Genomic DNA, 25,866 nt, shown 5'->3' with positions numbered 1-25,866 from the left:
AGGCGCATCGACTGGCGGGCCTTCTCCGTGAAGCCGGCCGGGTCCGCCTCGCGCTCCTTGTCCCAGTCCTCGACCGAGATGCCGACCGGCAGGTACGCCAGCGGGTCGTGGGCCGAGGTCTGGTCCGTCACGATGTCGATCGGGGCGCCGCGGCGCAGCAGCTCCGGGAAGATCTCGGCGGCGTTGCCGACGACACCGATGGACAGGCCACGACGCTCGTCACGGGCCTTGATCGCCAGCTCGAGCGCGTGGTCCAGGTTGTCGGCCTTGACGTCCAGGTAACGGGTGCCGATGCGGCGGTCGATACGGGTCTCGTCGACGTCGACACAGAGGGCGACGCCCTCGTTCATCGTCACGGCCAGCGGCTGCGCGCCACCCATGCCGCCCATACCGGCGGTCAGCGTGATGGTGCCCGCGAGGGTGCCGTTGAACTTCTTCTTCGCGACCGCGCCGAAGGTCTCGTACGTGCCCTGGACGATGCCCTGCGAACCGATGTAGATCCACGAACCGGCCGTCATCTGGCCGTACATCGTCAGGCCCTCGGCCTCCAGCTTGCGGAACTCCTCCCAGTTCGCCCAGTCGCCGACCAGGTTGGAGTTCGCGAGGAGCACACGCGGCGCCCACTCGTTGGTGCGCATGACACCGACCGGCTTGCCGGACTGGACGAGGAGCGTCTCGTCGTTCTTCAGCGTCTTGAGCGTGCGCACGATCGCGTCGTACGCCTCCCAGGAGCGGGCGGCCTTGCCGGTGCCTCCGTACACGACGAGCTTGTCGGGGTGCTCGGCGACCTCGGGGTCGAGGTTGTTCTGCAGCATCCGGAGGGCGCCCTCCTGCTGCCACCCCAGGGTGTTGAGCTCGGTGCCGCGCGGGGCTCGTACCGGGCGGGGTCCTGACATGGCTTCCTCCTAGATGCTGCCGTCCAACCAGACACACGTGTGTGCTGTCTAGCGACTGTTGCTGTGGTTATTCACAATATGGCGCTCTGAATAGAACTAGTCAATACGTCGTGCCCGCCCGTTGCCCGGCGGCGGGCACACGCCGGGTGGTTGCCTGGATCCCATGACTGAGGACCAGCAGCGCACGTACGACGCCGCCACCCGCCGTGACCTGGCCGTTCGCTCCGCCGTCCGTCAAGGGCTCATCGGCCCCGCCGCCCCCGTGGCGGGCCTCCTCGACGTGACCGGAATCCGCGCATCGGCCGCCTCCCTGATCGCCGCGTTCCGGGCCGTCACCGCTCCGGGCACGCCCGTTCTGCACGCGTTCGCGGTGAAAGCGACGCCGCTCGTCCCTATCCTGCGCCTGTTGCGCGCGGAAGGCATCGGGGCGGAGGTGGCCAGTCCGGGCGAGCTGGCCCTCGCCCGCGCCGCCGGTCTGGAACCCGCCCGCACCGTCCTCGACTCCCCCGCCAAGACCCCGGCCGAACTGCGCGAGGCCCTGGCCTTCGGCATCGCCGTCAACGCGGACAACCCGCAGGAACTCGCCCGCATCGACGCCCTCGTACGCTCCGCGCCGACGAGGTCGCCCATCGGCCTCCGCGTGAACCCACAGATCGGCGCCGGGTCGATCGGCGCCCTCTCGACGGCGACCGCGACCTCCAAGTTCGGCGTCGCCCTGCGCGACGAGGGAGCGCGCGCGTGGGTCGTCCAGGCCTACCTGGACCGCCCCTGGCTGACCCGCCTGCACACGCACTCCGGCTCGCAGGGCGTGCCCCTGGAACTGATGGCCCAGGGCGTGGCCGCCACGTACGAGCTGGCGGAGGAGATCAACCGCGCGGCGGGCCGTCAGCAGATCGACACCGTCGACCTCGGCGGCGGACTCCCTGTGAACTTCGCCTCCGACGAGGAGAGCCCGACGTACGCGGACTACGCGCGGCTCCTCGCCCAGACCGTCCCCGGGCTGCTCGACGGGCGCTACGGGCTCGTCACGGAGTTCGGCCGCTCACTGCTCGCCAAGCACGGCACGGTCGTCGCCCTCGTCGAGTACGCGAAGACGTCCGGCGGCCGCCCGATCGCGGTCACCCACGCCGGCGTCCAGTCCGCGACCCGCACCGTGTACGCGCCCGAGTCCTGGCCCCTGCGGATCGCGGCCTACGACGCGAAGGGCCACCCGAAGTCCGGCCCGCCCGTGGCCCAGGACGTGGCGGGCCCCGCGTGCTTCGCCGGCGACCTCCTCGCCGAGAACCGCGAGCTCCCGCTCCTGGAACAGGGCGACTACGCCGCCGCCCTCGACACCGGCGCCTACTACTTCGCCCACCACTACTCGTACAACTCCCTGCCCCGGCCCGGCGTCCACGGCTTCACGGCGCACCCGGGCGGGCCGGTCACGTTCGCGACGGTCCGGGAGCCGCAGACGGCGGCCGAGATCGTCGCGGAGTCGGGGGGAGCGCAGCGGGACGCGCTGCTGGGGCTCTGAGGCGGTGCGACCAGCAAGACTCTGAGCCGGGGCGCACAGCAAGAGGGGGACCGGCCCCATGTCGGTGGAGCCGGCCCCCCTCTTGGGGCTGTGTCAGGCCTTACGTCTTGGGGCCGTGCCAGGCCTTATGACGCGACGGTCTCGGGCAGGATCGTCTGGTCCGGGATGTGGGCCTTGTTACGGCGGGCCACCAGCCAGTACAGGACCGCCGGGACGACGAGGCCCACGATCCAGGAGATGTCGGCGCCGCCCAGGGGCGCGACGAGCGGGCCGGTGTAGAAGGCCGTGGACAGGAACGGGAGCTGCGCGACCAGACCCAGCGCGTACACGCCGAGCGCGTCCCAGCGCCAGGTGCCGTAGCGGCCGTTCGGGTCGGAGAGCGCCGGGATGTCGTAGCGCTCACGCGAGATCAGGTAGTAGTCGACCAGGTTGATCGCCGACCACGGCGTGAAGAACGTCAGCAGGAACAGCAGGAAGTCCTTGAAGGACGACAGGAAGCTGTCCTTGCCGAGCAGCGCGACGACGGTGCCCGCGATCATGATCAGCGCGATGTACGCGGCGCGGCCGCGCTGCGAGAGGACCTTCTGGCCGCGGAAACCGCTGACGCTCGTCACCATCGACATGAAGCCGCCGTAGGTGTTGAGCACGTTGATGGTCAGCTTGCCGAGCGCGATCACGAAGTACAGGAACGAGGCGATGATGCCCGCGCCGCCGAGGCCGACGACGTAGCTGACCTGGTTGGCGAGGAACTTCTCGCCGGCGGTCGCCGCGACGAGGACGCCGAACGTCATCGACCACTGCGAGCCGAGCGCCGAGCCCGAAAGGGTCCACCAGAACGTGGCCTTCGACGAGGTCGAGCGGGGCAGGTAGCGCGAGTAGTCCGCGACGTACGGGCCGAAGGCGAGCTGCCAGGACGCGGAGAGCGAGATGGCGAGCAGGAACATCGGCGCGCTGAAGTGCGCGTTGTGCAGGAGCGCGGACACGTCGACGCGGTCCAGGAGCCGGATGCCGAGGTACACGAAGGCGAGGGCGCAGATGACGCTGGCGACCCGGCCGAGCGCGTGGATGATGCGGTAGCCGACGGCCGCCATCACGCCGGTGACCAGCGCGAAGATGACGATGCCGGAGGTGTCGCCGGTGTGGGTGAGCTGGCCGACGGCCTGCCCGGCGAGCACCGTGCCGCTGGCGAAGAAGCCGACGTACATCAGGACGACGAGGAGCAGCGGGACGACCGCGCCGCGCACGCCGAACTGGGCGCGGGACTGGATCATCTGCGGCAGGCCGAGCTTGGGGCCCTGCGCCGAGTGCAGCGCCATGACGGCGCCGCCGAGCAGGTTGCCGAGGACGAGGCCGATGATCGACCAGACCACGTCACCGCCGAAGACGACGGCGAGCGCGCCGGTCACGACGGCGGTGATCTGGAGGTTCGCCCCGAGCCAGAGCGTGAACTGCGAGAACGCAGTGCCATGGCGCTCGCTGTCCGGGACTACGTCGATGGAGCGCCGCTCCACCAGTGTTTCCGCCATGATGCGACACCCCTTCCGGTCCTGTGCATGTGTCTGCGCGGTGTGTACGTGCGTCACGCCCGCGGGCTTCTTCACCGCGCGACGGACTGCATACCGTCATGCAGAGTTTCCGGCCGTGAATAAATTGTCAATACCTGAAGGAAAATCCCCATGTAAAGCGCTAGTAAACGGCCCTGGAAGGCGGGGCCGGATGCCCGAATCGCGGTGATTCACACCACTTCGCCGTCTCATGCCTCGGACGTTCCCGGCAGTTACGGGTGTCTGCCGCCACAGCCCTGGTGTCGGACCCCCGCCTTGAATAAGCTCATACAACAGCGAAGCTCACTGAATGGACTGACGGGGAGACATGAGCAACCGCACGGAAATCGGCACGGGCGCGAACACCCCCTCCGCGCGCCTCCAGCACCTCTTCGAGAACCACCGGCTCACGCCGACCCAGCGCCGCATCGCCCACTGCATGGTGCGCCGCGCCGCCGACGTGCCGTTCCTGTCCTCCGTGGAACTCGCCGAACTCGCCGGGGTCAGCCAGCCCTCCGTGACCCGCTTCGCCGTGGCACTCGGCTTCGACGGCTACCCCGACCTGCGCAGGCACCTGCGCGAGGTCGCCCCCGTCGAACCCGCCGCCGCGGCCTCCGCCAACGAGTACCAGCAGGCCGTCGAGGCGGAGATAGAGAATCTGCGTCACCTCGCGCAGCTCCTCGCCGACCCGGCCCCCGTCGAGCGTGCAGGCCGCATCCTCGCCGAGTCCCGCCCGCTCCTCGTCCTCGGCCTGCGCGCCGCCGCCTCCCAGGCCTACGGCTTCTCGTACTTCGCGGCGAAGGTCCACCCGGACGTCCGGCTCCTCGACGAGGGCGGCACGACGCTGGCCGACCGCGTCCACGCCGCCAAGAACGCGGGAGCCACCGCGCTGCTCTGCTTCGCGCTCCCCCGCCACCCGAAAGAGGTCGTGGAGGCGCTGGCCTACGCGAAGTCGGCGGGCCTCACCGTCGTGACGGTCGCCGACTCGGCGTTCGCCCCCGTCGCCCCGTACTCGGACCTGCTCATCCCGGCGGCGGTCGGCGAGGGCCTGGCCTTCGACACCGCGTGCTCGCCGATGCTGCTCGGCCGCGTCCTGCTCGAAGCGATGTGCGACAACCTGCCGGAGGCCCAGGCACGCCTGGAGGAGTTCGACGCGCGCGCGGTGGAGCGGGGCCTGTTCGCCGAGTGAGGCGTACGGGGAAGCGCGGGAACCGCCGCACCCCCGTGAGCGGAGGGCGGGACTCGGCGGTCCCCGCGAGGAACACGGAACCAGCACGTCAGGGCCGGGCTTCCACCGTGTTCGAGGGCGTCCAGGAAGGACCGGGAGCCGCTCCGGTCCATGACGCCGCTACGGTGCCGGCCCGGGCGGGACTCCGAATCCCGCCCCTGCCGACACCCACCACTGTGCCGGGCTCGTGTTAAGCCGGTGCTGCGCCGACGTGACGCGCTCGTACCGAACACACGAAGCCGCTCCCCTGTGGGACCTGTGCGGGGCTACTTCCCGCCCTTGGCCAGGAACGACAGCAGGTCCTGACGGCTCACGACCCCCTTGGGCTTGCCCTCCACCAGCACGATCGCCGCGTCCGCCGAGCCGAGCACGGCCATCAGGTCCGCCACCGGCTCACCCGAACCGACCTGCGGCAGCGGCGACGACATGTGCTTCTCCAGCGGATCGCCCAGGGAGGCGCGCTGCGTGAAGAGCGCGTCCAGCAGTTCCCGTTCGACGACGGACCCGATGACCTCGGCGGCCATCACGTCCGGGTGCCCGGCCCCCGGCTTCACGATCGGCATCTGCGAGACGCCGTACTCGCGCAGCACGTCGATGGCCTCGCCGACGGTCTCCTCCGGGTGCATATGGACGAGCGACGGCAGCGCGCCGCCCTCCTTGTCCTTGAGCACGTCACTGACGCGGGCACTCGGCCCCTCGTCGTCGAGGAAGCCGTAGTCAGCCATCCACTCATCGTTGAAGATTTTGCTGAGGTACCCGCGCCCGCTGTCCGGCAGCAGCACGACCACCACATCGTCAGGCCCGAGCCGCTCCGCTACTCGCAGCGCCGCGACGACCGCCATGCCGCAGGACCCGCCCACGAGCAGGCCCTCCTCCTTGGCGAGGCGGCGCGTCATCTGGAAGGAGTCCTTGTCGGACACGGCGACGATCTCGTCCGCGACACTGCGGTCGTACGCGGTCGGCCAGAAGTCCTCGCCCACGCCCTCGACGAGGTACGGGCGCCCGGAACCGCCGGAGTACACAGAACCCTCGGGGTCGGCGCCGACGACCTGGACACGGCCCTCGCTCGCGTCCTTCAGATAGCGGCCGGTCCCGGAGATCGTGCCGCCGGTCCCGACACCGGCGACGAAGTGGGTGATCTTCCCTTCCGTCTGTTCCCACAGCTCCGGGCCGGTGGAGTGGTAGTGGGACAGCGGGTTGTTCGGGTTGGAGTACTGGTCCGGCTTCCAGGCCCCCGGCGTCTCACGCACGAGCCGGTCGGAGACGTTGTAGTACGAGTCCGGGTGCTCCGGGTCCACGGCCGTCGGGCAGACGACGACCTCCGCGCCGTACGCCCGCAGCACGTTGATCTTGTCGGTGGAGACCTTGTCGGGGCACACGAAGATGCACTTGTACCCCTTCTGCTGCGCCACGATGGCCAGGCCCACGCCCGTGTTGCCGCTGGTCGGCTCCACGATGGTGCCGCCCGGCTTCAGCTCGCCGCTCTGCTCCGCCGCCTCGATCATGCGCAGCGCGATGCGGTCCTTCACGGACCCGCCGGGGTTGAAGTACTCGACCTTGGCCAGGACGGTCGCCTGAATGCCTGCGGTCACACTGTTGAGCCTCACGAGCGGGGTGTTGCCGACGAGGCTGATCATCGAGTCGTGGAATTGCACCGTTGTCTCCGGGCTTCGATGGATCTGTGAGGGATCCGCGATGTCATGTGCGGTCAGAGTAAGCCGAGTGCCGCTCCTTCATGGCCCGAGGCGATTGGCCGACACTGCACACGGGGCAATGACTGGATGTACGACTGAATACGCACTACAACGCACTACGCAGAGGCAGGTGGCTGCGACGCATGTCGAGGGCGAGAGTGGCACGGCGGATCGCCGCGGGCGCGGCGTACGGCGGCGGCGGTATCGGTCTGGTCGGCGCGGCGGCGGTCGGCGTGCTGATCGCGGAGGCCCAGCTGGCGAAGCGGCAGGTGGGCAATCACGGCAGTGAGGTGCGGGTGCCGTCCGCGGACGGCCTGTACGGCAGGGTCTACGCCGAGCGTCCCTCCGACGCGGGCGCGGACACCGATCCGCTGCGGTTCGCGATGCTGGGCGACTCGACGGCGGCGGGCCAGGGCGTGCACCGGGCCCGGCAGACCCCGGCCGCGCTCCTCGCCTCGGGGCTCGCGGCGGTGGCGGAGCGGCCGGTGGAGCTGCGGAACGTGGCGCTGCCGGGCGCGAGGTCTGACGACCTGGACCGGCAGGTGGCGGTGATCCTCTCGGATCCGGAGTGGGTGCCGGACGTGTGCGTGGTGATGATCGGCGCGAACGACGTCACCCACCGGATGCCGGCGACCCGCTCGGTCCGCCATCTCTCGGCGGCGGTACGGGCGCTGCGCGCGGCCGGGGCCGAGGTGGTGGTCGGTACGTGCCCGGACCTGGGCACGATCGAGCCGGTGAACCAGCCGTTGCGCTATCTCGCCCGCCGGGCCTCACGGCAGCTGGCGGCGGCGCAGACGATCGGCACGGTGGAACAGGGCGGGCGCACGGTGTCCCTCGGCGACCTGCTCGGCCCGGAGTTCCAGGCGAACCCGCGCGAGCTGTTCGGCCCCGACAACTACCACCCGTCGGCGGAGGGCTACGCGACGGCCGCGATGGCGGTGCTCCCGACCCTGTGCGCGTCCCTCGGCCTGTGGCCGGAGGAGGAACGCCCGGACGTGTCGAGGCGCGAGGGCTTCCTGCCGGTGGCGAGGGCGGCGGCGGAGGCAGCGGGAGAGGGCGGCACAGAGGTGACGGCCGCGATGCCGACGGGTCCGCGGGGTCCGTGGGCACTGTTGAAGAGGAGGAGGCGCCGCCGGGTGACTACACAGGACCCGACGCCGGTCACGTGACAGCGCTCTGCCGCTGAGCAAACGCTTAGCAGAATGCGGCAGGCGTCACACGCCTACACCGGTGACCCGGACAGTACGCACAGGTAATTTCGCTCACGGTCCAGCCATTAGCTCGTAAGCGAATACCTCGTACGCGAAGACCCTCTTGGAGCCGTGATGCCCGAAGCCGTGATCGTCTCGACCGCCCGCTCCCCCATCGGCCGCGCCTTCAAGGGGTCCCTCAAGGACCTGCGCCCGGACGACCTGACCGCCACGATCATCCAGGCCGCCCTGGCCAAGGTCCCCGAGCTCGACCCGCGCGACATCGACGACCTGATGCTCGGCTGCGGCCTCCCCGGCGGCGAGCAGGGCTTCAACATGGGCCGCATCGTCTCCGTGAAGATGGGCATGGACCACCTGCCCGGCTGCACCGTCACCCGTTACTGCTCCTCGTCCCTCCAGACGAGCCGCATGGCGCTGCACGCGATCAAGGCCGGCGAGGGCGACGTCTTCATCTCGGCCGGTGTCGAGATGGTGTCGCGCTTCGCGAAGGGCAACTCGGACTCGCTGCCCGACACGCACAACCCGTTCTTCGCCGAGGCGGAGGCCCGTACCGCCGCCGTCGCCGCGTCCGAGGGCGCCTCCTGGCACGACCCGCGCGAGGACGGCCTGGTCCCGGACGCGTACATCGCGATGGGCCAGACCGCCGAGAACCTGGCCCGGCTCAAGGGCGTCACGCGCGAGGACATGGACGCGTTCGGAGTGCGCTCGCAGAACCTCGCCGAGCAGGCCATCAAGAACGGCTTCTGGGAGCGGGAGATCACCCCGGTCACCACGCCCGACGGCACGGTCGTCTCGCAGGACGACGGCCCGCGCGCGGGCGTGACGCTGGAGGGTGTCTCGGGCCTGAAGCCCGTGTTCCGCCCCGACGGCATGATCACCGCGGGCAACTGCTGCCCGCTCAACGACGGCGCCGCCGCCCTGGTGATCATGTCGGACACGAAGGCCCGCGAGCTCGGCCTGACCCCGCTCGCCCGCATCGTCTCCACCGGCGTCTCGGGCCTGTCCCCCGAGATCATGGGCCTCGGCCCGGTCGAGGCGTCGAAGCAGGCGCTGGGTCGCGCGGGCCTGGGCGTCGGCGACATCGACCTGTTCGAGATCAACGAGGCGTTCGCCGCGCAGGTCATCCCGTCCGCCCGTGACCTGGGCATCGACGAGGACAAGCTGAACGTCAACGGCGGCGCCATCGCGGTGGGTCACCCGTTCGGCATGACGGGCGCCCGCATTACTGGCACCCTGATCAACAGCCTCCAGTTCCACGACAAGCAGTTCGGTCTGGAGACCATGTGTGTCGGTGGCGGACAGGGCATGGCGATGGTCATCGAGCGTCTCAGCTGACCTCACAGGCCCCAGAAGTCGTGTTGCGGCTCTGCTGAATCGTGATCCAATCTCCCCCAGGATGTGACGTATCTCCTGGGGGAGAAGGTTTTTGCAGGTCAGCAGGGTCCCCAGGTCATAACACCCCTAAACACCCGGCCAAAAGACCTGTCCATTTCGTGACGTAATGCACTGACAGCGGGATGGTCAAGGCTTCAAGCTGAGGTAGGAAGTCGGGGGTCGACTTGAAACCGGGAGTACGTCAGTGAGCGCCATGTCTCTTGCCCTGCTCATCGCCACGGCCGCCGCCACGGCCGTGGGCGCCGCTGCCCTGCACACCGTCCACGGACTGCGCAGGCAGATCACGGAACTGCGAGACGAGCTCGCCGCGGACCGCGCGATCGCCGCCGGTCATGGCGTGCCCGCCGCGCGCACCACTCCGGACACCGAGGAGATACGCGCGGCCGTGGTCGACGCCCTCGCGGAGGAGCGTGAGCGCGAGCTCGCCGAGGCGCGGGCCTTCTGGGCCGCCCAGGAGGCGCGTGACGCCTCCGACGCGCCTACCGTGCTCGGCGGCTCCCTGGGTATCGGCGACGACCTGTTCATGCCGCGTCAGGCCGATTTCGCGGGCCTGGAGCCGGGTCTCGCGGCGGGCCTGGAGCCCGTGGTGGAACCGGCCGACGCCGGCGCCGACGAGCTCTCCGGTGAGTCCGCCGAGCTGGCGGCCGCCCGCCGCCGGCACCCCTCGCACCCCGACTTCGTGCCGGTTCAGTCGCCCGTGTCGGGCGGCGCCGGCGACCACGAGCGCACGGTGGCGGCCCTGGAGGAGCTGGCCGAGGCCCGCACCGCCCTGGCCGACGTCCGCCCCGGCCCCCTGGGCACGCTGGACGTGTACGTCTTCGTGGACGGCACCACGCTCTGCATGACCCCGGGTCACCGGGAGACCGCGGAGCAGCTGGCCGAGGCCCTGCGCGAGGGCGAGACCCCCGTGCTCCTGGGCGGCTCGGGCGTCTCCGGTGCCTACGCGCTGACCTTCGAGTGCGGCCGCGAGAACGTCTACATCCTGGCCGACCGCGTCATAGCGTCCGTGTAAGCGGCAGCGTCCGCACAAACGACAGCTTCCGAAACGCGCCGGGGACGGCTCACACCCCGGCGCGTTTCTGTGCCTCCTCGACGAGCAGGAGCGCTTCGGCGAGCTGCTCGGGGTCGGCCAGGACGACGGCCAGGTCGTGCGCGGCGACGGTGATCTGGTCGGACCCGGCGAACATCCCGGCGTCCGGCATCTCCCGTACGGGGCCTTCGGGGTCCTCGATGCGCTGGGCCCTGGCGGACAGCTCCCGGGCGAGTGCGAGCGCCTCCGCGGCGGCTCCGCGCTGGAGCCTGCTCTGCGGCGCGGCGCGCAGCCGGTCGGCGAATCGGTCCACTGCGTCCGTCAACGGCGTCGTATCGAGCATGTCGCGACCCTATGCGCCATTGCCCGACTGTTGCCAACGACCGCACGCTCAGGCACCGTGGCTTGAAGGACCGCATCGCACAGCGTCCGGAGGCGCCGATGTCCCAAGTGTTCTCCCAGGAGACTCACGAGAATCTTCTGGCTCGTATCCCCCATTGCACCGGTCGTGAGATCGCCGACTGGCTGCAGACCGTCGAGGATGGCCCCTGCTTCCTCCGTTTCGAAGACAAGGTCAGCTGGCTGCGCGGGGAGCATGACCTCGCGTACGGACACGCGAAGGCGATCATTCACGAGTACGACCTGCGGCGAGCCGCCCGCCGCCTCGGCTGAGGGCTCCCGCCCCGACCCATCCGTCCCCTAACGGCGAAGGGCCCGCGCACCGGACGGTGCGCGGGCCCTTCGCTTCATGGAGCCGGTGGCGGCGGGTCAGTCGCTGCTGCTGAAGATCGCGACGAGCCGCAGCATCTCGACGTAGATCCAGACGAGGGTCATGGTCAGGCCGAACGCGGCCAGCCAGGCCTCCTCGCGCGGAGCGCCGTACGCGATGCCGTCCTCGATCTGCTTGAAGTCCAGCGTCAGGAAGAACGCGCCGAGCAGGATCGCGATGATGCCGACGATCGCACCGAGCGGGCCCATGCTGCGCAGGCCGCCGTCCGGGGCGACGCCGAAGACGACCAGCAGGAGATTGACCGCCATCACGGCGACGAACGCGATCGCGATCGTCATGCCGATACGGGCGTAGCGGGCCGTGACCCGGATCCAGCCCGCCTTGTAGACGAGCAGCGTGGCGCCGGAGACGGCCATCGTGCCGAGCACCGCCTGGAAGGGCGCGCCCGACCAGGCCGTGTTGTACATCTCGCTGATGACGCCGAGGAAGACACCCTCGAAGGCCGCGTACGACAGGATCAGCGCGGGCGAGGCGTTGCGCTTGAACGACTGGACCATGGCCAGGACGAAGGCGATGAGCGCCGCGCCGACGGCCAGGCCGTAGCTCGTGGGCGTCACCGGGAGCAGCGCCCAGGCGAGGGCGGCGCCGACGACGACGGTGCCGAGGGTCATGGCGGAGCGGACGACGACGTCGTCCATCGTCATGCGGCCGGTGGCGGCCGGGGCCTGCGGCGGGGCGCCCTGCAGGTACTGCTGGGCGTAAGGGTTCTGCGCGTAAGGGTTCTGGCCGCCGACCGCGGGTCCCCCGGCCTGCGGCTGCGCGTTGAAGCCCGCGTAGCCGCTGTCGCGGCTGAACCCCCGTCGCGAGAAGACCGGGTTACTGCTCCTCATCTCACTCCTCCATGGCCACGTTGCGCGGCCTTGGCTCAAGGGTAATGGGACGGCAAAGACCCCAGCCTAGTGCTCAGGGAGGATCTTTCCCATCCTGTTACCCGGCAACGTCCGGCGCGTACGCGGTGTTCCGCCGAACGCACGAGAGATGGGACTCAGTGGCGGAAGCGAGGCGGAGAGAGCTGACAGGACGCCACAGCGGAATGGTGCCCGGAACCGGACTTGAACCGGTACGCCCGCGAAGGGGCAGCGAGGTTTAAGCTCGCCGTGTCTGCATTCCACCATCCGGGCAGGCTGTGGGCTCCGCAACAAGTTCTGAGCCTATCGGGACAGATCCCCCGAACAGCGGAACGCCAGCTCGATGTTGTCTTATTTTATTGACGTCTGAGGGTGCATCAGCCCACGGTAGCCGCCATCAGCACATGCCGCAGGCCCTTACCGGCCCGATGGCCCTCCCACCCCCGTCAAGATGGATTGACGGGATTTCACCTGCCACGGTGACACCCGTTCTGGTGGACGCGGGTCATCCCCAGGGATGAGAGGGGCGCCCCCGGCCGCATGACAGGGGGCGCCCGCACTCGTCGTACGCGCCGTCAGTTCCAGGTGCGTGCCCGCAAAGGCATCCCGGAGTCGCCGGAGAGCGGGGTCCGTACGGCGAGGATCTGGTTCACCCCGATCTTGTTCCGCTCGAAGCTGAGCGCGGACGCCGCCATGTAGAGCCGCCAGATCCGCGCTCGGCCCGGAGTGGTGAGCCGGACGGCCCGCTCCCAGTCGGCCTCCAGATTGGCCACCCAGCGGCGCAGCGTGAGCGCGTAGTGCTCGCGGATCGCCTCCAGGTCCCGGACCTCGAACCCGGCCCGCTCCAGGAGCGCGGCCGTCGACCCGACCGGCGCGAGCTCCCCGTCCGGGAAGACGTACGCGTCGATGAACTCGTCGACCTCGTACGCCGATTCGTCCCGCTGGGGGCGCCGCGCGATCTGGTGGTTGAGGAGCCGGCCGCCCGGCTTGAGGAGCGAATGCAGCGCCTCGGCGTACTCCAGGTACCGGTCCGAGCCGACGTGTTCGGCCATCCCGATGGACGAGATCGCGTCGAACGGGCCGTCCCGCACATCGCGGTAGTCCTGGACCCGGATCTCCACCCGGTCCGTCAGCCCCTCCTCCGCCACCCGCTTACGGGCGTACGCGGCCTGCTCCTGGGAGAGCGTGACGCCGACGACGCTCACGCCGAACTCACGGGCCGCGTGGATGGCCATCGAGCCCCAGCCACAGCCCACGTCGAGCAGCCGCTGACCCGGCGTCAGGCCCAGCTTGCGGGCCACGAGATCGAGCTTGGCGCGCTGGGCGTCCTCAAGGGTGCCGTCCGGCTCCCAGTACGCGCACGAGTAGACCATCGACGGGCCGAGCACCAGCTCGTAGAAGTCGTTGCCCACGTCGTAGTGGTGGCTGATGGCCCGTCGGTCGCTGTGCTTGGTGTGCAGATGGAGGCGGCCGCGGCGGCGCATCTCCTCCTGAGGCGGCGCGGGCGGCGGGAACGGCCGTGCGATCCGGACCAGTTGGCGGACGGCGGACCTGACCTTCGGCTCCTTCAGCACCTCGACGAGGCGTCTGGAGTCCTCCTCCGGGCGCTCCCAGATGAGCCCGGCCATCCGGTCGAGCGCGTCGTAGAGATCGCCCTCCACGTCCAGGTCGCCGGCCACCCAGGCGCGGGCGAGGCCCAGCTCTCCGGGCTTCCACAGCAGGCGGCGCAGGGCGCGGCGGCTGCGTACGACGAGGATGGGTCCGCCGGGCGGGCCGGCCTCCGAACCGTCCCACGCCCGGAGCCGCACGGGGAGCGGTGCTCCGAGCAGTTGTTCGGCAAGGTTCTTGAGCCGCAGTGCGGCGTCTGGCATGGCGCACACCTCCGAATCGGAGCGTCCCCTGCTCGCGCGAGGCCGAGAGCTCGGGGAAGAAATCCCGGAACCGTCCAACACCACGTAAACACCAACAGGGCGCTCTCACAGTCCCATTGCGGCGTTACGACTCGGCAAAGATACGTGCAGACGCCACGCAGATCGAGGGGTTTTCCCTGCCGGAGCGCCCCGGAAAGGTCCCTGAAAAGGCCCCGGGAACGCCCGAGGGGCGCTCGCACCACGGATGGCGAGCGCCCCTTGGGGGTGAAGCATGACCAGAGGTCAGGAGGCCTTGGCCTTCTCCTCGACCTTCGGCTTCTCGGCGGCGGCCGGGGCCGGCGCCGGCTTGGCGGCCTCGTAGAACTCCTCGCGCGGAGTCTCCAGGGCGCCGAGCGCGGTGATGTCGCGCTTCTGGAACATGTTGATCGTCCACTCGGCGATCACACGGATCTTGCGGTTGTACGTCGGCATCGCCATGCCGTGGTAGCCACGGTGCATGTACCAGGCGAGGCGGCCCTTGAGCTTGATCTTCATCTTGCCCATGACGATCATCGCGACGCCCTTGTGCAGGCCGAGACCCGCGACGGCGCCCTTGTTCGCGTGGCTGTACTCCTTCTGCGGGAAGCCCCGCATACCGGAGACCACGTTGTCGCCGAGGACCTTGGCCTGACGCATGGCGTGCTGCGCGTTCGGCGGGCACCAGGCGTTCGGGTTGCCGGCCTTGCGGCCGACGAGGTCCGGAACCTGGGCGTTGTCGCCCGCGGCCCAGATGTAGTCGCTGCCCTGGACCTGGAGGGTGGCCTGGGTGTCCACGTGACCACGCGGGCCGAGCGGCAGACCGAAGCGGGCGAGGGCCGGGTTCGGCTTGACGCCGGCGGTCCACACGACGGTGTTGGAGTCGACCTCGAGGCCGTTGCTGAGCACGACGTGACCGTCGACGCAGGAGGGCATCGTGGTGCCGAGGTAGATCTCGATACCGCGGGACTCCAGGTGCTTCTTGCCGTACTGGCCGAGCTCCGGGCCGACCTCGGGCAGCACCTTGTCGGCGGCGTCGACGAGCACGAAGCGCATGTCCTCGCGCTTCACGTTCTTGTAGAACTTGGCCGCGTCGCGCGCCAGGTCCTCGACCTCACCGATCGTCTCGGCACCCGCGAAGCCACCGCCGACGAAGACGAAGGTGAGCGCCTTGCGGCGGATCTCCTCGTCCGTCGTGGACTCGGCCTTGTCGAGCTGCTCGAGCACGTGGTTGCGCAGGCCGATGGCCTCCTCGACACCCTTCATACCGATACCCACTTCGGCGAGGCCGGGGGTCGGGAAGGTCCGGGAGACCGCGCCGAGCGCGATCACCAGGAAGTCGAAGGGAACCTCGTACGCCTCGCCGACGAGCGGGGCGACCGTGGCGACCTTGCGGTCCTGGTCGATGGTGGTGACCCGGCCGGTGAGAATCTCGGCTCCGGGCACAGCGCGTCGCAGCGGGACGACGACGTTGCGCGGCGAGATGCTGCCGGCGGCGGTTTCGGGGAGGAAGGGCTGGTAGGTCATGTACGAGCGCGGGTCCACGACCGTGACGGTCGCTTCCGCATAACGCATCTTCTTGAGAATGCGCCGTGCTGCGTACAGGCCTACGTACCCACCGCCTACTACGAGGATCCTGGGACGCTCCGTGGTGCTCATGCCATCGAGTATCCACCCGTCTGGAGGGGGTCGCTCGTGCGCCCCTTCACAAGCATGACAAGGGCTTGTGCTATCCTGCGCCGCTCACGTGACCCAGGCCATGCCTCTGGCGGGGAACCACGATGCCACACCGGGCGTTACGCACCCCCGTTGAGCTGCCGCTCCGGGCCTGCGGCAAGGGTGGACCACTCGCCCGGACGAGCCCTGAGCCGCCGGGAGTTCGACGCTTCGCGTAACCCCCTCCGGACCCCTGAGACCCCCGCAGGCGGGCCAGAAGCCCCCGAACCGCGCCCAACGGGCCTGAATTCCTTGTGAAGAACTTCACGAAGTTTCTCGGCGACGTGTCTCCAGGGACCGCCAAAACCCGCTTTCGTGCCCCTCAAACCCCCTCCACGCCCTCAAAAACGAAGGCGGTTCGGGGGATCGGGCGGCGGATCGGAAGGGGGTTGAGGGAGGTTCCCTTGAGGGGCTCACGCGACCCCCAGGGCTGGCGCCGTGTACACGGGAGTGCGTACATTTGGCTCATGACTGACCACACCGTGACCGTCAGGGAAGCACGCTCACACCTCGCGGAGCACATCAACCGGGCCGAGCAAGGCACTCCGACAGTCATCACGCGCAACGGCACCCCGGTCGCCGCAGTCGTGCCCATCACCGACTTCGAAGCGTTGGAGGAGGCGGCCGACGTACTGCTGGCCCGCGAAGCGGAAGCAGTTCTGGCCGACGGCGGGCCCACGGTCTCGATGGCCGAGTTGCTGGCGGATCTGTTCAGCGAGCGCGGTGAAGGCGCCGCGTGAAGTACGCGTTCCGGTTCACCGCGGCAGCACAGCGGCAGCTCCGGGCCGTCAGCCGACTCGATGCCATGCGCATCCTGACCGCACTGACGGCGCTCGGCGACGATCCGTACCGCGAGGACGCCGACGTCAAGAAGCTCACCGGCCCGTCGGGGCTCTACCGGCTCCGGGTCGGCAGCTACCGGGTCGCCTACCAGATCAACGACGGTGAACTCGTCATCCTCGTCGTCAAGGTGGGCGACCGGCGCGACGTCTACCGCAACCTGTAAAGCCTGCTCAGCTCACGCTGCCACCAAGGACCACGCGATGCCGTCCAAAATGTCGTGCTCGCTCACCACGACCTCCTTGGCGCCGGTCCACTCCATGATCAGGCGGAGGACCAGGGCGCCGGCGGCGATGACGTCCACCCGTCCCGGGTGGATCACGGGGTGCAGGGCGCGCTGGTCGTGCGTCGATGTCAGGAGCCAGTCCGTCAGTTCGGCGACCTTCTCGTAGGAGACACGGCAGTGGTGGATGGCCACCGAGTCGTACTCCTTGAGGCCGAGCGCGAGCGCGGCGACCGTCGTCACGGAGCCGGCGAGGCCCACGAGCGTACGGGCCGCGGTCAGCGGGACGGTCTGCGTCACGAGGTCCAGGGCCGCGACGACGTCCTCACGGATCGCCTCGATCTGCGCGGGCGTCGGCGGGTCGGTGACCTTGCCGTCCTCCCCCACCAGATGGCGCTCCGTCATACGCACACAGCCGACGTCCACGGACCGGGCGGCGCCCACCGCGTCGTCGCCCACGACGAACTCCGTCGAACCGCCGCCGATGTCCACGACCAGGTACGGCTTGTCCAGGTCGGCCCGGCCCATCAGCTCCTTCGTCGCGCCGGTGAACGAGAACTGGGCCTCGTCGTCACCGGTGATGACCTCGGGCTCGACACCCAGGATGTCCACGACGCCGCGCACGAAGTCGTCCCGGTTCTCGGCGTCGCGCGACGCGGACGTGGCCACGAAGCGGAGCTTCTCGGCGCCGTGCCGCTCGATGATCCCGGCGTACTCGCGGCAGGCCGCGAAGGTGCGCTCCAGGGCCTCGGGGGCGAGGCGGCCGGTGCGGTCGACGCCCTGGCCGAGCCGCACGATCGTCATGCGCCGGTCCAGGTCGACGAGTTCGCCCGTCGCCGGGTCCAGGTCGGCGACGAGCAGCCGGATCGAGTTCGTGCCGCAGTCGATCGCGGCGACGCGGGTCACTCGCTCTCCTCGGAGGCGGGCGAGACGCACGGGCCCTTCGCCCACCACTCGGGCAGCATCGCGATGGCCTCGTCGCCCAGCGGGTTCACGCCGGGGCCGGCGGCCAGCGAGTGGCCGACCAGGACGTGCAGGCACTTCACCCGGTCCGGCATACCGCCCGCGCTCGGGAAGCCCTCCAGGACCTCGATCGCGTCACGGCGCGCGATGTAGTCCTCGTGCGCGGCGCGGTACGCGGCGGCCAGCTCGGGGTCGCTCTGGAGACGCTCGGTCATCTCCTTCATGACGCCGTTCGCCTCGAGCGTGCCGATCGCGGAGGCCGCGCGCGGGCACGTGAGGTAGTACGTCGTCGGGAACGGGGTGCCGTCCTCGAGCCGCGGGGCCGTCTCGACCACGTCCGGGTTGCCGCAGGGGCAGCGGTGCGCGATGGCCCGCAGGCCGCGCGGCGGGCGCCCGAGCTGCTCCTTGAACGCGTGGATGTCGGCGTCCGTGGGGGCGGTCGGCTCGGTCTGGGGCGGGGGCGTGTCCATGCCGGGTGGCTTTCCTTCAGTGAACTTCGGTGGGTATGGGTGCTGCTGTGCTTCGGTGCGGGCGGGTCAGCTGCCGGGGTGGTCGGCCTTGTCGACGCCTTCCCAGACGTTCGAGTACCACGGCCGGTCCGACGCACCCTCGTCGGAGCGCATCCGTTGCGCCGCGGCCGGGTCGCGCATGATGTAGCCGGTCTCGCCCGGCATCACCAGGTGCAGCCGCTCGCGGATCCGCTGCTCGGCGTACGAGTCGTCCTGCCAGCGCGCCTTCTCGTCGCGCAGCCGGTTCACCCGGGCCTCGGCGGCCTGCTGCTGGCGCTTGAGGTCGTCGATCTCCCCGCGCTGGGAGACGTACTGCCTTATGGGATAGGCGAGCGCGACGATCAGCGTGCACAGGACGAGCGCGAGCAGGGCCGCGCGGCCGGTGAGGCGGGAGCGGCGGGCCTGGCGCCGGGTCTGGGAGCGGTAGACGCGCTCGGCGGTCTGCTCGCCGAGCGCACGCAGCCGGGTCGCGGTGGAGAACCGGTCACGGTCCCTGTCCCGGACTCTCCCGGCCATGCGCGCCTCCCCTGTTACGTGCGTACGTCCCCGCACACGGTACGGGACCGAGTGCGGGGACGTACGTAACTACCTCGTCAGCCGAGGTCAGCCCTTGAAGCGGGGGAACGCGCTGCGACCGGCGTAGACCGCCGCGTCGTCCAGGATCTCCTCGATGCGCAGGAGCTGGTTGTACTTGGCGACGCGCTCGGAGCGGGCCGGGGCGCCCGTCTTGATCTGGCCGCAGTTGGTGGCGACGGCGAGGTCGGCGATGGTGACGTCCTCGGTCTCACCGGAGCGGTGCGACATCATGCACTTGAAGCCGCTGCGCTGGGCCAGCTCGACGGCGTCCAGGGTCTCGGTCAGCGAACCGATCTGGTTGACCTTGACGAGCAGGGCGTTGGCCGAGTTCTCCTCGATGCCGCGGGCCAGGCGCTCCGGGTTGGTGACGAACAGGTCGTCGCCGACGAGCTGCACCTTGTCGCCGAGCTTCTCGGTGACGACGTTCCAGCCGGCCCAGTCGTCCTCGAACAGCGGGTCCTCGATGGAGACGAGCGGGTACGCCGCGACGAGCTCCTCGTAGTACTCCGTCATCTCGGCGGCGGAGCGCTCCTTGCCCTCGAAGAGGTACTTGCCGTCCTTGTAGAACTCGGAGGCGGCGACGTCGAGCGCGAGGGCGACCTGCTGGCCGGGGACGTAACCGGCCTCCTTGATCGCCTCGAGGATCAGGTCGAGGGCCTCACGGTTCGAGCCGAGGTTCGGGGCGAAGCCGCCCTCGTCACCGAGGCCCGTGGCCAGACCCTTGCTCTTCAGGACCTTCTTGAGGGTGTGGTAGACCTCGGTGCCCCAGCGCAGCGCCTCGGAGAAGGACTCCGCGCCGATCGGGGCGATCATGAACTCCTGGATGTCGACGTTGGAGTCGGCGTGCGACCCACCGTTCAGGATGTTCATCATCGGGACGGGCAGCAGGTGCGCGTTCGGACCGCCGAGGTAGCGGAACAGCGGCAGGTCGCTGGCCTCGGACGCGGCGTGCGCGACGGCGAGCGAGACGCCGAGGATGGCGTTGGCGCCGAGGGAGCCCTTGTTGTCGGTGGCGTCCAGGTCGAACATCGCCTGGTCGATCAGGCGCTGCTCGGTGGCGTCGTAGCCGACGAGCTCCGGGCCGATCTGCTCGATGACGGCGAGGACGGCCTTCTCGACACCCTTGCCCTGGTAACGGTTCGGGTCACCGTCGCGAAGCTCGATGGCCTCGAACGCACCGGTGGAGGCACCGGACGGGACAGCGGCACGACCGGTGCTGCCGTCGTCGAGGCCGACCTCGACCTCGACCGTGGGGTTGCCTCGGGAGTCCAGGATTTCCCGGGCTACGACGACGTCGATGGACGGCACGAGCATCTCCTTATGGGATGTGACGCAACTACGCCGGGCCGCTCGGTCCGGCAACACGAGCCTAACCGGCTCCGGGGCCGGCGCCGCCCTGTGGCCCGCCCCGTGGACAAAACCGAGAGCGAATTGTTTCCCAACGGAACAAAAAGCTCCGGCGGACGACGGGCGAAAGCGCGGTCCCCCACAGGCCTCCACAAAGCCAGAACCCCGCCCCGGGTGCGACGGGGGAGGCGCACCCGGGGCGGGGAGTTCTTGAGGGACAAAGACGCGGTACCGGCGGTCCGCCGGAGGCCGGTACCCGCGTCTCACCTCTTTATTACTGCAGAGGCTTCTTGGCAGAGGCCTCTTTTGTAGAGGCTTCTTACTTGAGGTGGAGCTGCTGGCCCGGGAAGATCAGGTCGGCGTTGTCGACGATGTCCTTGTTCAGCTTGAAGAGCTTGTCCCAGCCGCCCTTGACGTGGTGGGCCTGGGCGATCTTGCTGAGGGTGTCGCCGGACTTGACCTTGTACTCGCCGTCACCCTTCTTGACCGTCTTGCCGGTCGGGGTCTGGACGGTCTTCTTCGACTCCTGCTTCGGGGCGGCGGGCTTCACGCGCTCCTGGCTGCGGGTGGTCGGCTGCTGGGTGCGCTCCTGCTGCTGCGGCTGGGCCTGCGGCTTCGCGGGGGCCGGAGCGGAGTTGGACGTGGAGGCGCCGGACAGGCCCACACCACAGGTCGGCCAGGCACCCTTGCCCTGGCTGGCCAGGACCTTCTCTGCGACGGCTATCTGCTGCGACTTGGAGGCCAGGTCGGCGCGGGAGGCGTAGGCGGTGCCGCCGTACGCGGCCCAGGTGGACGCGGAGAACTGCACGCCGCCGTAGTAGCCGTTGCCCGTGTTGATCGACCAGTTGCCGCCGGACTCACACTGTGCGACCGCGTCCCACTCGGAGGTGGTGGCGGCGGAGGCGCCGGTGGCACCCATCAGCGGAACGGCGACGGCGGCACCGGCGACGCCGGCCAGCGTGGCGACGCGGACGGCCTTGGACGGACGACGGTGCTTGCCCTTGGAAAACAGCATGGAGAGATCCCCTCACCGACGCCTACGAGGTGAGCTGTCGGGTTCGGGCCGGATGAGTGCCCGGTCGCACGACTTGCGTGCGACTTCACCCCAAGCCGGTCCTCCGGCCGTCTCTCAACGGCCGGGACCGGCGCTTACCTTGGGTCCCCCGCTCCTGCCCACGGCGCTTACGCGACGACTGTTCCCGTTCGGACATTGGCAGGATTCGGCGTGACATCCGACGGGGCCCGCTGTGGCGAGCGGTCCTGACCGTAAGCAGTGAATCGCCCGGATTTCAAAGACGATCAGGGTCTTTGAGATCCATCTCTCATTGTCGCGAAAGCGGACATTAAGCCCGAACTGCCGCTACTTTTCGCCCGATTCGAGCCCAAGATCCAGACTCTGACCAGGAAGGATGAGGTTCGGGTCGGAGCCGACCGTCTTCTTGTTCTCCGCGTACAGCGCGGACCATCCACCGCGCACGTCATGGGCGTCCGCGATGTCCCACAGGTTGTCACCCGGGCGCACGGTGTATGTGCCTTCGTCCGTATTCGACCCCGCGCGGGCGCTTTCTCCGCCGCGCGAGGCGTGCCGGCCGGAGCTGTCGGCGGTGCGTGAGGGGGCTTTGGTCTCGTCGGCGGCCGCGTCGCCGCGGTGGCGGCCGGAGGCGGGCGAGGCGTCGGGGGTGGGCGTCGAGGGGGTCGCCGAGGCCGACGGGAGCGACGGGGTCGACGAGACCCACGGAGCCTCCGGGGTCGAAGTCGCCCCGTCCTGGCCGGACTTGTCACCCTGGGAGCCATCCGAGGCGTTACTGGCTTTATCGCCGGACTTGTCGGAATTCTTCCCATGAGAGCCACCGGAGCCGCTCTTCGCGTCCGAGGTCGCCGCGCCGGACGGAGTGGCACTGTCGCCACCCTTCGCCGCGTCACCGCTCCCGGAATCGCCGACGGACACCGACGGGGTCGGCAGCGCCACCCCGGGGTCGACGTTCGGCGGCGCCTCGTCCGTCGTGAGCCCCGACGTCACCGAGCACACCGGCCACGCACGCGGGCCCTGGTCGTCGAGAACCTTCTCGGCGACGGCGATCTGCTGCGAACGGCTGGCCTGGTCGGCGCGCGGGGCGAAGTCGAGACCGCCGTACTTCTCCCACATCTCCTGCGAGAACTGGAGCCCGCCGTAGTACCCGTTGCCCGGGTCGGCGCTCCAGGAGCCGCCGCTCTCGCACTCGGCGAGCTTGTCCCAGGTCGCCGAGGACGCGGCGCTCGCGTTGGTGGCCGCGAGCAGTGGAATCGCGAGGGCCGATCCGGTCACTCCCGCCGCGACGACGATCGCGGGAGCCTGGCGGGGGCGACGGTGACGACCGTTCCCGGAGAGCATGGAGACGCCTTTCGGGTGACTATCGCGACGGATGGTGCCGCGGTGACTCGTGAACGTAGCCGCACTCGAACGCTTGTCACAAGCGGATGCAGCAGAGATCACGTAAAAGTCACAGTCCTGACGCACCGTCAGCTATGGGGCTCCGCCCGGGTCTTACGGGCGCGGCGCGAACTCGACCGGCAGCGTGCGCAACCCACGCATGATGAGCCCGCCACGCCACCGCAAATCGGCAGGATCTCCCGCAAGTCGCAGGTCCGGAAGGCGCGTCAGAAGCGTTGCCAGGGCGGCCTGTCCTTCGAGCCGCGCGAGGGGCGCGCCGAGGCAGTAGTGGATACCGTGCCCGTAACCGAGGTGCTGATTGTCACGCCGGGAGAGGTCGAGCGTGTCGGGGTCGTCGAACCGTGCCGGGTCGCGGTCGGCCGCGGCGAGTACGACGAGGACGGGGTCGCCTGCGGCGATGTCCTGGCCGCCGATCGTGAGCGGCTGCGTCGCGAACCGCCACGTGGCCAGCTCCACCGGGCCGTCGTAGCGCAGCAGTTCCTCGATGCCGGTCTCCAGGAGGGCGGTCTCGCCGGCGGCCAGCGAGTTCTGGAGACGTGCGCGCTGCTCGGGGTGGGTGAGCAGCGCGTACGTGCCGTTGCCGATCAGATTGACGGTCGTCTCGAACCCTGCGAACAAAAGGATGAAGGCCATCGCGGCGGCCTCGTTCTCCGTCAGGTGTTCGCCGTGGTCGGAGGCGCGGATGAGGCCGGAGATGAGGTCGTCGCCGGGGTCGTTGCGCTTGCGGTGGATGAGTTCGGCGAGGTAGCCGCGCATCTTCTTGACGGAGCGCGCGACGCCGCCGCGCGGGCCTCCCCTGTGCCGGATCATCATGCCCGCCCAGTCGCGGAAGTCGTCCTGGTCCTCGCGTGGGACGCCGAGCAGGTCGCAGATCGCGTAGATGGGGAGCGGGAAGGCGAACTCGTGGATGAGGTCGGCCTCCCCCTTCGCCGCGAACTGGTCGATGAGGTGGTCGGTCAACTCCTGGACGCGCGGTGCGAATTCGGCCACCCGGCGCGGGGTGAAGGCCTTCGAGACGAGGCGGCGCAGGCGGGTGTGGTCCGGCGGGTCGATGTTGAGCAGATGCGTCATCAGCTCGGCCTTGCGCTCCCCCGGGATGCCCGTCTTGCCCTTGGCGTGGGCGGGCTCGTCGTGGTGCGCCGGGTTCTTCGACAGCCGCTGGTCGGCCAGCGCCTGCTTCGCGTCCGCGTACCGCGTGACCAGCCAGGCCTCGACCCCGCTGGGCAGCGTGGTGCGGTGGACCGGTGAGTGCTCGCGCAGCCAGGCGTACGCGGGGTACGGATCGGTGGCGAACTCCCAGGTGAAGAGTTCGGGGGCGCTGCGCTGCGGGGGGTTTTCGGTCACGGGTCGACGGTATAGGGGACGGGCGCCCACTCCGACGCCCGCTCCCCACGGCACCTCGTTTACCGGTCGAGCCCCTCCGCCCCCCGGATCGCGTCCCTGTACGCCCGGGCCGCCGCGCGCAGTGCTGCCTCCGGGTCCACCCCGTCCGCCTCGGCACGCAGCGCCAGCGTCAGGAGTTCGTAGCCGACGCCCTCGCCCGACGGGATCCGGACGTCGAGGCCGGCCGTGCGGGCGCGGGAGCCGAGCTTCGCCGCGAGGGCCAGGCCGGGCTGGCCCACCGGGACGCCGTCCGTGACGGATTCGCGCTGCTTCTCCACGGCCTTCGTGCGCAGCCAGTGCTTCTTCACCTCTTCCGGGGTGAGGGCGGTGTCGTCGCCGAAGACGTGCGGGTGGCGGTGGATGAGCTTCTCGACGATGCCGCCCGCGACGTCGTCGACGGAGAACGGCTCGTCCCCTTCCTCACCGGAGGCCTCCTCGGCGATGCGGGCGTGGAACACGACCTGGAGGAGGACGTCCCCCAGCTCCTCGCGCAGCTCGTCCCGGTCGCCGTCCTCGATCGCCTCGACGAGTTCGTACGCCTCCTCGATCGCGTACTTCGCCAGGCCCTTGTGGGTCTGCTGCGACGACCAGGGGCATTCGCGGCGGATGCGGTCCATGACCTGGACGAGGTCGAGGAGGCGGGCGCCGGGCAGGTCGTAGGAGGCCGGGAGCAGTTCGAGGTCGGGCATCGCGACGCGGCCCGAGCCGGCGAGGGTGGCGAGGCCGTCGGTGAGGCGCCGGTCGCCCTCGGCGGTGGCGAGGACGACGATCGTGCGGCCGCCGTCCGCGCAGGCCTCGACCAGCTCGCGGGCAGTGGGCGCCGCCTGCCCGACCTCGATGCCCGCTTCCCGCAGATACGGCAGCTGCGGGTGGCCGGCGTCGGCGCACAGCACCTGGTCGGCGGCGCGCAGGAGCTGCCAGGCCGGCCAGGACAGCAGGCCGGGCGCGACGCGGTGGCTGGTGGTGAGCAGGACGATGCGGCCGGTGGGGACGGCGGGCTCGGCGGCGGGTGCGTTCTCGGCGTTCACGTCTCGAACGTAACCCAGGCCGCCCGCCGCTCCCCTACATGGGCTGCTTGCCCTCGGCTCCCGCGGCCGTGACCTCGCGCACCCACGGGGTCTTCGCGTCGGCGCGGCCGCGTGCCTTGGCGATGTCCCAGGTGCCGTAGCGCGGGTTCAGGTCGACGTTCAGCTTCTTGGAGGCCTGGTCGAGGGCCTTCCAGAAGGGGGCCTGGTCGGCCGGGTTCTGGGACTGCATGTCGGCGCCGACCTGCTTGCCGAGCGCCAGCACCTCCAGGTCGGTGCGCGACATCTCGTCGACGCGCTGGGGCGCGACGTTGTACTGCTGGAGCAGGGCGAGCCGCAGCTGCTTGGCGCCGCCGGCCTGCCGCGCCATCTCGGCCTCGTGGTCCTGGATCTGCTTGCGGGTGATGCCGATCCCCGCGTCGGTCGCGGCCTGGTGCAGGACGCGGTCGAAGACCATCGAGTTGAGGGTGGAGCGGGTGAGGCCGCCGGACTTGGCGATGGCCTGCTCGTACTGCCGGCCGTTCCCGGTCGCGGCCCGCTGGGCGGCGCGCACCTCGTTCACCCGGACCTGGAGCTGGGAGACGGTGATGCGTTCGCTGCCGACGACGGCCGCGGCGCCGGGGTGCGGCGCCTCGTTGCCGCAGGCGGTGAGGAGGGGGACCGCGACTAGGGCGGCGGAGGAGAGGGCGAGCGCGGTGCGGCGGCTGGTGCGGCGGCTGTTGCGGCGGCTGTTGCGGCGGTGCAAGGTTGCCTCCCTGCGACGAGTTTGTGCGTCGGTGCACAAAGTCCGGCGGTGATCGATGTTAGGCAGTGGC

At 70.0% G+C, this 25,866-nt stretch carries 24 protein-coding genes, 1 tRNA gene and 1 riboswitch; of the genes, 8 read left to right on the top strand and 17 right to left on the bottom strand.

Going from position 1 to position 25,866, the window contains the following annotated elements; genetic code table 11:
* On the bottom strand, positions 1 to 896 hold an 896-nt coding region (hutU, locus tag ABZ893_RS17085), incomplete at its 3' end, for a urocanate hydratase (protein WP_361403523.1).
* Between the two features lie 163 nt (positions 897 to 1,059).
* Here hutU and ABZ893_RS17080 point away from each other — a divergent pair.
* Positions 1,060 to 2,412, top strand: a complete 1,353-nt coding sequence (locus ABZ893_RS17080; protein WP_361403520.1) for a diaminopimelate decarboxylase — start codon at positions 1,060 to 1,062, stop codon at positions 2,410 to 2,412.
* 125 nt (positions 2,413 to 2,537) lie between these two features.
* Here ABZ893_RS17080 and ABZ893_RS17075 read toward each other — a convergent pair whose 3' ends face one another.
* Positions 2,538 to 3,938 (bottom strand): cytosine permease, encoded by a 1,401-nt coding sequence (locus tag ABZ893_RS17075; RefSeq protein WP_361403517.1) that lies wholly within the window; start codon positions 3,936 to 3,938, stop codon positions 2,538 to 2,540.
* Positions 3,939 to 4,284: 346 nt separating this feature from the next.
* Here ABZ893_RS17075 and ABZ893_RS17070 point away from each other — a divergent pair, with 346 nt between their 5' ends.
* The gene (locus ABZ893_RS17070; protein WP_361403514.1) at positions 4,285 to 5,145 is read left to right on the top strand and encodes a MurR/RpiR family transcriptional regulator; all 861 of its coding nucleotides are present in this window, start codon (positions 4,285 to 4,287) and stop codon (positions 5,143 to 5,145) included.
* Between the two features lie 305 nt (positions 5,146 to 5,450).
* On the opposite strand, the gene ABZ893_RS17065 is transcribed toward ABZ893_RS17070, so the two are convergent.
* A complete protein-coding gene (locus ABZ893_RS17065; protein ID WP_361403511.1) occupies positions 5,451 to 6,839 on the bottom strand; it encodes a cystathionine beta-synthase in 1,389 nt (462 codons plus the stop codon).
* A gap of 173 nt (positions 6,840 to 7,012) precedes the next feature.
* On the opposite strand from ABZ893_RS17065, the gene ABZ893_RS17060 reads away from it, so the two are divergent.
* The 3 genes from ABZ893_RS17060 (at position 7,013) to ABZ893_RS17050 (ending at position 10,496) form a co-directional block, all read left to right on the top strand.
* Entirely contained in the window at positions 7,013 to 8,047 is a 1,035-nt protein-coding gene (locus tag ABZ893_RS17060; RefSeq protein ID WP_361403610.1) for an SGNH/GDSL hydrolase family protein, read from the top strand.
* 156 nt (positions 8,048 to 8,203) lie between these two features.
* Positions 8,204 to 9,424 (top strand): acetyl-CoA C-acetyltransferase, encoded by a 1,221-nt coding sequence (locus tag ABZ893_RS17055; RefSeq protein ID WP_361403508.1) that lies wholly within the window; start codon positions 8,204 to 8,206, stop codon positions 9,422 to 9,424.
* Positions 9,425 to 9,677: 253 nt separating this feature from the next.
* Positions 9,678 to 10,496 carry a hypothetical protein gene (locus tag ABZ893_RS17050; protein ID WP_361403607.1) on the top strand — a complete coding sequence of 273 codons (819 nt, stop codon included), beginning with the start codon at positions 9,678 to 9,680 and terminating at the stop codon, positions 10,494 to 10,496.
* A 49-nt stretch (positions 10,497 to 10,545) separates the two neighbouring features.
* Here the strand turns inward: ABZ893_RS17050 and ABZ893_RS17045 are convergent, their stop codons facing one another.
* The gene (locus ABZ893_RS17045; protein WP_361403505.1) at positions 10,546 to 10,857 is read right to left on the bottom strand and encodes a hypothetical protein; all 312 of its coding nucleotides are present in this window, start codon (positions 10,855 to 10,857) and stop codon (positions 10,546 to 10,548) included.
* Between the two features lie 98 nt (positions 10,858 to 10,955).
* Here ABZ893_RS17045 and ABZ893_RS17040 point away from each other — a divergent pair, with 98 nt between their 5' ends.
* Positions 10,956 to 11,186 carry a DUF4287 domain-containing protein gene (locus ABZ893_RS17040; protein ID WP_361403605.1) on the top strand — a complete coding sequence of 77 codons (231 nt, stop codon included), beginning with the start codon at positions 10,956 to 10,958 and terminating at the stop codon, positions 11,184 to 11,186.
* A 96-nt stretch (positions 11,187 to 11,282) separates the two neighbouring features.
* Here the strand turns inward: ABZ893_RS17040 and ABZ893_RS17035 are convergent, their stop codons facing one another.
* The 4 genes from ABZ893_RS17035 to ABZ893_RS17020 all read right to left on the bottom strand — a co-directional run bounded on the left by ABZ893_RS17035 (position 11,283) and on the right by ABZ893_RS17020 (position 15,697).
* A complete protein-coding gene (locus ABZ893_RS17035; protein WP_361403502.1) occupies positions 11,283 to 12,134 on the bottom strand; it encodes a Bax inhibitor-1/YccA family protein in 852 nt (283 codons plus the stop codon).
* Between the two features lie 204 nt (positions 12,135 to 12,338).
* Positions 12,339 to 12,425: transfer RNA gene (locus ABZ893_RS17030), tRNA-Leu, on the bottom strand.
* Positions 12,426 to 12,727: 302 nt separating this feature from the next.
* On the bottom strand, positions 12,728 to 14,023 hold the full coding sequence (locus ABZ893_RS17025; protein WP_361403499.1) for a cyclopropane-fatty-acyl-phospholipid synthase family protein: 1,296 nt from the start codon (positions 14,021 to 14,023) through the stop codon (positions 12,728 to 12,730).
* Positions 14,024 to 14,305: 282 nt separating this feature from the next.
* Positions 14,306 to 15,697 carry an NAD(P)/FAD-dependent oxidoreductase gene (locus tag ABZ893_RS17020; protein ID WP_361403496.1) on the bottom strand — a complete coding sequence of 464 codons (1,392 nt, stop codon included), beginning with the start codon at positions 15,695 to 15,697 and terminating at the stop codon, positions 14,306 to 14,308.
* A 524-nt stretch (positions 15,698 to 16,221) separates the two neighbouring features.
* Between ABZ893_RS17020 and ABZ893_RS17015 the strand changes: the two genes are divergently transcribed.
* Both ABZ893_RS17015 and ABZ893_RS17010 read left to right on the top strand, forming a co-directional pair.
* A complete protein-coding gene (locus tag ABZ893_RS17015) occupies positions 16,222 to 16,494 on the top strand; it encodes a type II toxin-antitoxin system Phd/YefM family antitoxin (RefSeq protein WP_361403495.1) in 273 nt (90 codons plus the stop codon).
* Complete coding sequence (locus ABZ893_RS17010; RefSeq protein WP_361403492.1) at positions 16,491 to 16,760, top strand: type II toxin-antitoxin system RelE/ParE family toxin; 270 nt, start codon at positions 16,491 to 16,493, stop codon at positions 16,758 to 16,760. Before ABZ893_RS17015 ends, ABZ893_RS17010 begins: the two co-directional genes overlap by 4 nt.
* A gap of 12 nt (positions 16,761 to 16,772) precedes the next feature.
* On the opposite strand, the gene ABZ893_RS17005 is transcribed toward ABZ893_RS17010, so the two are convergent.
* From ABZ893_RS17005 to ABZ893_RS16965, 9 genes are all read right to left on the bottom strand, one after another.
* The gene (locus tag ABZ893_RS17005; protein ID WP_361403489.1) at positions 16,773 to 17,723 is read right to left on the bottom strand and encodes a Ppx/GppA phosphatase family protein; all 951 of its coding nucleotides are present in this window, start codon (positions 17,721 to 17,723) and stop codon (positions 16,773 to 16,775) included.
* Positions 17,720 to 18,250 (bottom strand): DUF501 domain-containing protein, encoded by a 531-nt coding sequence (locus ABZ893_RS17000; RefSeq protein ID WP_361403486.1) that lies wholly within the window; start codon positions 18,248 to 18,250, stop codon positions 17,720 to 17,722. Before ABZ893_RS17000 ends, ABZ893_RS17005 begins: the two co-directional genes overlap by 4 nt.
* Positions 18,251 to 18,316: 66 nt before the next feature.
* On the bottom strand, positions 18,317 to 18,805 hold the full coding sequence (locus ABZ893_RS16995) for a septum formation initiator family protein (RefSeq protein ID WP_361403483.1): 489 nt from the start codon (positions 18,803 to 18,805) through the stop codon (positions 18,317 to 18,319).
* An 87-nt stretch (positions 18,806 to 18,892) separates the two neighbouring features.
* Positions 18,893 to 20,173, bottom strand: coding sequence for a phosphopyruvate hydratase (gene eno / locus ABZ893_RS16990; protein WP_361403481.1), 1,281 nt, complete (start codon positions 20,171 to 20,173; stop codon positions 18,893 to 18,895).
* A gap of 358 nt (positions 20,174 to 20,531) precedes the next feature.
* A complete protein-coding gene (locus ABZ893_RS16985; RefSeq protein ID WP_361403479.1) occupies positions 20,532 to 21,227 on the bottom strand; it encodes a transglycosylase family protein in 696 nt (231 codons plus the stop codon).
* Between the two features lie 4 nt (positions 21,228 to 21,231).
* Positions 21,232 to 21,448: riboswitch (cyclic di-AMP (ydaO/yuaA leader) on the bottom strand.
* A gap of 124 nt (positions 21,449 to 21,572) precedes the next feature.
* Positions 21,573 to 22,583 (bottom strand): transglycosylase family protein, encoded by a 1,011-nt coding sequence (locus tag ABZ893_RS16980; RefSeq protein WP_361403476.1) that lies wholly within the window; start codon positions 22,581 to 22,583, stop codon positions 21,573 to 21,575.
* A gap of 153 nt (positions 22,584 to 22,736) precedes the next feature.
* Complete coding sequence (locus ABZ893_RS16975) at positions 22,737 to 23,987, bottom strand: cytochrome P450 (RefSeq protein WP_361403474.1); 1,251 nt, start codon at positions 23,985 to 23,987, stop codon at positions 22,737 to 22,739.
* 59 nt (positions 23,988 to 24,046) lie between these two features.
* A complete protein-coding gene (locus ABZ893_RS16970; RefSeq protein WP_361403472.1) occupies positions 24,047 to 25,054 on the bottom strand; it encodes a nucleoside triphosphate pyrophosphohydrolase in 1,008 nt (335 codons plus the stop codon).
* Between the two features lie 34 nt (positions 25,055 to 25,088).
* Positions 25,089 to 25,796: a SurA N-terminal domain-containing protein gene (locus ABZ893_RS16965; protein ID WP_361403469.1), complete on the bottom strand. Its 708-nt coding sequence runs from the start codon at positions 25,794 to 25,796 to the stop codon at positions 25,089 to 25,091.
* Positions 25,797 to 25,866: the final 70 nt, after the last annotated feature.

The organism is Streptomyces sp. NPDC046821 (assembly GCF_040645335.1).
Classification (GTDB): domain Bacteria; phylum Actinomycetota; class Actinomycetes; order Streptomycetales; family Streptomycetaceae; genus Streptomyces.
This window is presented reverse-complemented; position numbering and strand designations above follow the sequence as displayed.